Origin of the sequence: Halochromatium salexigens, assembly GCF_016653295.1 — a bacterium.
GTDB classification, from domain to species: Bacteria; Pseudomonadota; Gammaproteobacteria; order Chromatiales; family Chromatiaceae; genus Lamprobacter; species Lamprobacter salexigens.
In genome coordinates this window covers 1-4,972 of record NZ_NHSF01000096.1, presented here as the reverse complement: position 1 = coordinate 4,972, position 4,972 = coordinate 1, and the positions used below count along the sequence as shown (strand labels likewise).

Annotated in this window: 6 protein-coding genes and 1 tRNA gene; 3 read left to right on the top strand and 4 right to left on the bottom strand. The window is 61.8% G+C overall.

Features of this window, described 5'->3' with window-relative positions; all coding sequences use genetic code 11:
- On the top strand, window positions 1-297 hold a 297-nt coding region (locus tag CCR82_RS18135), incomplete at its 5' end, for a transposase (protein ID WP_201247051.1).
- Here the strand turns inward: CCR82_RS18135 and CCR82_RS18130 are convergent.
- Window positions 284-598, bottom strand: a complete 315-nt coding sequence (locus tag CCR82_RS18130; protein ID WP_201247215.1) for an RRXRR domain-containing protein — start codon at window positions 596-598, stop codon at window positions 284-286. The two genes, CCR82_RS18135 and CCR82_RS18130, sit on opposite strands and share 14 nt — an antisense overlap.
- Window positions 599-928: 330 nt before the next feature.
- The gene (gene uvrB, locus CCR82_RS18125) at window positions 929-2,935 is read right to left on the bottom strand and encodes an excinuclease ABC subunit UvrB (protein WP_201247214.1); all 2,007 of its coding nucleotides are present in this window, start codon (window positions 2,933-2,935) and stop codon (window positions 929-931) included.
- Between the two features lie 96 nt (window positions 2,936-3,031).
- Here uvrB and CCR82_RS18120 point away from each other — a divergent pair, with 96 nt between their 5' ends.
- On the top strand, window positions 3,032-4,219 hold the full coding sequence (locus CCR82_RS18120) for a pyridoxal phosphate-dependent aminotransferase (protein ID WP_201247213.1): 1,188 nt from the start codon (window positions 3,032-3,034) through the stop codon (window positions 4,217-4,219).
- A gap of 57 nt (window positions 4,220-4,276) precedes the next feature.
- Window positions 4,277-4,352, top strand: a tRNA-Asn gene (locus CCR82_RS18115).
- Between the two features lie 59 nt (window positions 4,353-4,411).
- Here the strand turns inward: CCR82_RS18115 and CCR82_RS18110 are convergent.
- Together CCR82_RS18110 and CCR82_RS18105 are read right to left on the bottom strand one after the other, a co-directional pair.
- Window positions 4,412-4,786, bottom strand: coding sequence for a tyrosine-type recombinase/integrase (locus tag CCR82_RS18110; RefSeq protein ID WP_201247216.1), 375 nt, complete (start codon window positions 4,784-4,786; stop codon window positions 4,412-4,414).
- Between the two features lie 16 nt (window positions 4,787-4,802).
- Window positions 4,803-4,972: IS1 family transposase (locus CCR82_RS18105; RefSeq protein ID WP_276570509.1), on the bottom strand; the 170-nt coding region annotated here is incomplete at its 5' end.

Below are 4,972 nucleotides of genomic sequence, written 5' to 3'. Positions count from 1 at the left end.
TTTGCCCACGCCGTGCGCGGCCACTGGGGCGTTGAAAACGGCTTGCATTGGACTCTCGACATCGCCTTTCGCGAGGATGAGTGCCGTGTGCGCCAGCCGGTGGCGCGTGAGAACCTCGCCGTGCTGCGTCACCTCGCGCTCTCACGACTGAAGAATGATGACACCAAGGTGGGGCTGCAGAACAAACGCTTGAAGGCCGCTTGCAACGAGGACTACCTGACAAAACTGCTCTTCGAGTGGCCCAAAAGTGACGAGAAAACAAAATCATCAGGAAACGCTAATATTAGCAAAGCTTGATGCGATTGCCCTGATGGGTGAGTTCACCCAGCCACACCAAATGCGCCTCACGGCGCACCTCGCCTGTGTCGGGATCGGTGGTCTCGTCTTCGCGCACCAATGATATGCCTGTGGTCCGGCTGCCCGGGTCGAGCTGCAAGCGCAGCGGTTGGGTCTCGCCGCCGAGGCGATCTTTCAGCCGGATGGTGAAGGGGTGCAGGCGTACCACCACGGCCCGCCCGCGTTCCAACAACAGCCGCGCCCGCTTCTCTGAGCAGGGCATCAGTGGGTGCTTTTTCTTGTCCAATACAAATACGGCCATGGTGTTCTCCAACATCCGTCTCTAACATCAGTACCCTTACGGGCCTGGTGACAGAGCCTTGCGGCTCGCTCCCCTCGGGCATGTGCATCACCGGCTCCTGCCGGGTGGCAGCGATCAGCACCTTCGGCGTTTTACCTTGCGCCAGCATGATCCTGATCTTCCAGGGTCCGGGACTGAGGAAGCATCCCGGAGTGGGTCTTGACGACCTGTGATGCACGGAGCGGGTTTTCACCGCTTGCCCTGGTCAACCGAGCTTGCTTTCACAAGCTCCGGCCTTTAGGCCGGGGTAGTTGACCTGGCCTCGCTCGACGCTGATCCGGTCTGATCCGCTCAAGCGGCAATGCCACGCGCGCGCAGCGTCTTGATCTGATCGCGCAGCGCGGCGGCCTGCTCGAACTCGAGATCCCTGGCGGCCTTGTACATGGCTTTCTCCAGGCTCTTGATCTTCTTCGCCATCTGCGCCGGTGTCAGGTTGGCGTACTCGGCCATTTCGTCGGCGACCTTGGCGTACTCGCCCGCCTGCATCGGTGCCCCCGGTGCATGCGCTTCCATGATGTCGGCGACCGCCTTCTTGATCGTTTGCGGCGTGATGCCGTGCGCCGCGTTGTGGGCGATCTGCTTGGCGCGCCGGCGCTCGGTCTCGTCGATCGCGCGGCGCATCGAGCCGGTCATGTGATCGGCATAGAGGATGGCCTTGCCATGCGCGTTGCGGGCGGCGCGGCCGATGGTCTGGATCAGCGATCCCTCGGAGCGTAGGAAGCCTTCCTTGTCGGCGTCGAGGATCGCGACCAACGACACCTCGGGCATGTCCAGCCCCTCGCGCAGCAGATTGATGCCAACCAGCACATCGAACGCACCGAGGCGCAAATCGCGGATGATCTCGACCCGCTCGACGGTGTCGATATCGGAGTGCAGGTAGCGCACCGGGATGCCGTGCTCGCCGAGATAGTCGGTGAGATCCTCGGCCATGCGCTTGGTCAGCGTGGTCGCCAGCACGCGCTCGTCGGCGGCGGTGCGCAGCCGGATCTCGGAGAGCAGGTCATCGACCTGGGTGCGCGCTGGGCGCACCTCGACCTCGGGGTCGATCAGGCCGGTCGGGCGCACCACCTGCTCGATCACCGCGCCGGAGTGGTCGATCTCGTATTGGCGTGGGGTCGCCGAGACATAGATGGTCTGCGGCCGGCGCGCCTCGAATTCCTCGAAGCGCAGTGGTCGGTTGTCGAGCGCCGAGGGCAATCGGAAGCCGTAGTCGACCAGGTTCTCCTTGCGCGAGCGGTCGCCCCGGAACATGCCGCCGAGCTGCGGCACGGTGACATGGCTCTCGTCGATGACGATGAGCGCATCCTTCGGCAGATAGTCGAACAGCGTCGGCGGCGGCTCGCCCGGTCCACGACCGGAGAGATAGCGGCTGTAGTTCTCGATCCCGGAGCAGTAGCCGACCTCGACCATCATCTCCAGATCGAAGATGGTGCGCTGTTCCAGGCGCTGCGCCTCGACCAGTTTGTCATGGTCGCGCAGCCAGTTGAGCCGGTCCTTGAGTTCGACCTTGATCTGCTCGATCGCGTTGAGGATCACCTCGCGCGGGGTCGCATAGTGCGTCTTCGGGAACACCGTGTAGCGGGGCACCTTGCGCGTGGTCTCGCCGGTCAGCGGATCGAACAGCGACAGCGCCTCGATCTCGTCGTCGAACAATTCCACCCGCAGCGCCTCGTCGTCGGACTCGGCGGGGTAGATGTCGATGACATCGCCGCGCACGCGATAGGAACCGCGCGCGAGTTCGACCTCGTTGCGCCGGTATTGCAATGCGGCAAGCCGGCGCAGGATCGCGCGCTGATCGATCAGGTCGCCGCGCGAGAGGTGCAGGACCATCTTGAGATAGGCCTCCGGATCGCCGAGCCCGTAGATGCTGGAGACGGTCGCGACCAGGATGACATCCGGGCGCTCGAGCAGGGCCTTGGTCGCCGACAGGCGCATCTGCTCGATGTGCTCGTTGATCGAGGCATCCTTTTCGATGTAGGTATCCGAAGCCGGCACATAGGCCTCGGGCTGGTAGTAGTCGTAGTAGGAGACGAAGTACTCGACCGCGTTGTGCGGGAAGAACTCGCGCATCTCGCCGTAGAGCTGGGCGGCCAGGGTCTTGTTCGGCGCCAGGATCAGTGTTGGACGCTGCACCCGCTCGACGACATTGGCGATGGTGAAAGTCTTGCCCGAACCAGTCACCCCGAGCAGGGTCATGCCGGCCTCGCCGTCGTTCAGCCCTTCGGTCAGACGGCGGATCGCCTCCGGTTGATCGCCGGCGGGTTGGAACTGGGAGACGAGTTCAAAGGGACGAGCCATCGCGTGCAAACCAAGGTTATCGGATAAAATAAGCGCCGACGCATACTAAGTATCTCCTGCCGCCCACCCACTGCGCTATTTGGACCTCAACCAGCGATGATCATCAAGCTCTCCAACCGCGTTCAATCCGTCAAGCCATCGGCCACGCTGGCCATCACCGCGCGCGCGAGGGAGCTGCGCGCGGCGGGCCAGGATGTCATCGGCCTCGGTGCCGGCGAGCCGGATTTCGACACCCCGGCTCACATCAAGCAAGCGGCGATCGAGGCGATCGATGCCGGTTTCACCAAGTACACCGCCGTTGATGGCACGCCGGAGTTGAAGCGCGCGATCATCGCCAAGTTCCAACGCGACAATGGCCTCGACTACGCGCCTGAGCAAATCCTGGTTTCCTGCGGAGGCAAGCAGAGCTTCTACAACCTGGCGCAGGCGGTGCTCGATCCGGGCGACGAGGTGGTGATCCCCGCGCCTTACTGGGTCTCCTATCCCGACATGGTCCTGCTCGCTGGCGCCGCGCCGATGCTGGTGCAGGCCGGCGCCGAGCAGCAGTTCAAGATCACGCCCAATCAGTTGCGCGGCGTGCTCTCCGAGAAGACACGCCTGGTGGTGATCAACAGCCCGTCGAACCCGACCGGCATGGCCTACACGGCCGAGGAGCTAACGGCGCTGAGTGAGGTGTTGCGCGACTTCCCGCGCGCGCTGATCGCCACCGACGACATGTACGAACACATCCTCTGGCCGGCGCGCGCGCCCTTCGTCAACCTCGTCAACGTCTGCCCGGATCTGCTGCCGCGCACCCTGGTGCTCAATGGCGTCTCCAAGGCTTACTCGATGACCGGCTGGCGCATCGGCTACGCAGGCGGGCCGGCATCGGTGATCAAGGCGATGAAGACGATCCAGTCGCAGAGCACCTCGAATCCGACCTCGATCTCGCAGGTCGCCGCCCAGGCGGCGCTGGAAGGCCCGCAAGGCTGCATCGGCGAGATGCTCACCGCGTTCAAGGAGCGCCACGATCTGGTCGTCGAACGCCTGAACGCCATGGCGGGCATCGAGTGTCTGCCCACCGATGGCACCTTCTACGTCTTCCCCAAGGTGCAGGGCCTGATCGACAGGCTCGACGTGGTTCGCGACGACCTGGAGCTTGCCGAATATCTGATCGAGCAAGCGGGCGTGGCCCTGGTGCCAGGCTCCGCGTTCGGCTCACCCGGTTATGCGCGCATCTCCATTGCCACCAGCCGGGACAACCTCGAGCGCGCCCTGGAGCGGATCGCGGCCGTTGCCGCTTGACGCGATAAATGCTTGACCCAAGAAAATAGAATCGCTATAGTGCATGGATTAATCAATTCCCCGATAGCTCAGTTGGTAGAGCAACTGACTGTTAATCAGTGGGTCACTGGTTCGAGTCCAGTTCGGGGAGCCAAATCAAAGACTTACGGCGATTCTGAGAGATTCTCAGAATCGACCGTGACCAAAACGTGACTACTCGTCGAGGACCTCTACCGCTCGACGGATGTTATCCGGGGCCAAGTGAGCATACTTCTCGGTCATCGTGATCGAGCTGTGGCCCAAAAGATCCCGAATCTCCGCTAACGCCACGCCTGCTGTGACCAACCAAGCTGCGCAAGTGTGACGAAGATCATGAATTCGAAAATTCGTGATGCCTGCTTGACTGCGAGCCTGCGCAAAACTCTTCTTCACGCTTGCGATCCGCTTACCAGCTGCACTACAGAACACCCACGGACTTTCTGGGCAGTGGGCGTTCCGGAATGCCAACCGTGAGACTAATGTTTGGTAAGCAACTTCGTTAAGCGGCACAGAACGTCGGTTCGCCGTTTTGGTGGTGCCCCAGTCTATAGGACTTCAGAGGGTTTCAGCATTCTTGATTCACTGGCAGCGAGGCATTGTAATGGTGAACAAAATACCAGATTGCACCAATATGGTTGTCAAGCTTTTTTGAAAATGACAGCGCTTTTCTGACCAACCGCGAGACCCGTTGACGAAGTGTGCAATTGAAGCGTTCAATGTGATTCGTTTGACCGC